This window comes from Bartonella phoceensis (assembly GCF_902825145.1).
GTDB classification, from domain to species: Bacteria; Pseudomonadota; Alphaproteobacteria; order Rhizobiales; family Rhizobiaceae; genus Bartonella; species Bartonella phoceensis.
Map to the genome: position 1 here is coordinate 1 of NZ_CADEAD010000096.1, position 230 is coordinate 230.

The window sequence follows — 230 nt, forward strand, 5'->3', positions numbered from 1 at the left end:
AGACAGTACCATCACTTTAACAGACGATGTGCAAATCACATCATCTAAGGACAGTGGGCTCCATGCACAAAATGGTGGTACAATCAATATGAAAGGCGGAACCATTACCGCTTTCGATACCGGTGCTTTCTTTGAAAACAGTAAAACCGCTGAAAATAAACTGGAAAATATAAAGATATCCAGTGGTAAAGACGATGCACCACTGAATGTTGGAGTAAAGGCAACAAACA

Annotated in this window: 1 protein-coding gene; it reads left to right on the top strand. The window is 40.4% G+C overall.

The genetic code is table 11. The features are described 5' to 3' along the window. The coding region (locus J7R07_RS08220) for a hypothetical protein (protein WP_208436354.1) at positions 1-230 on the top strand (230 nt) is incomplete at both ends.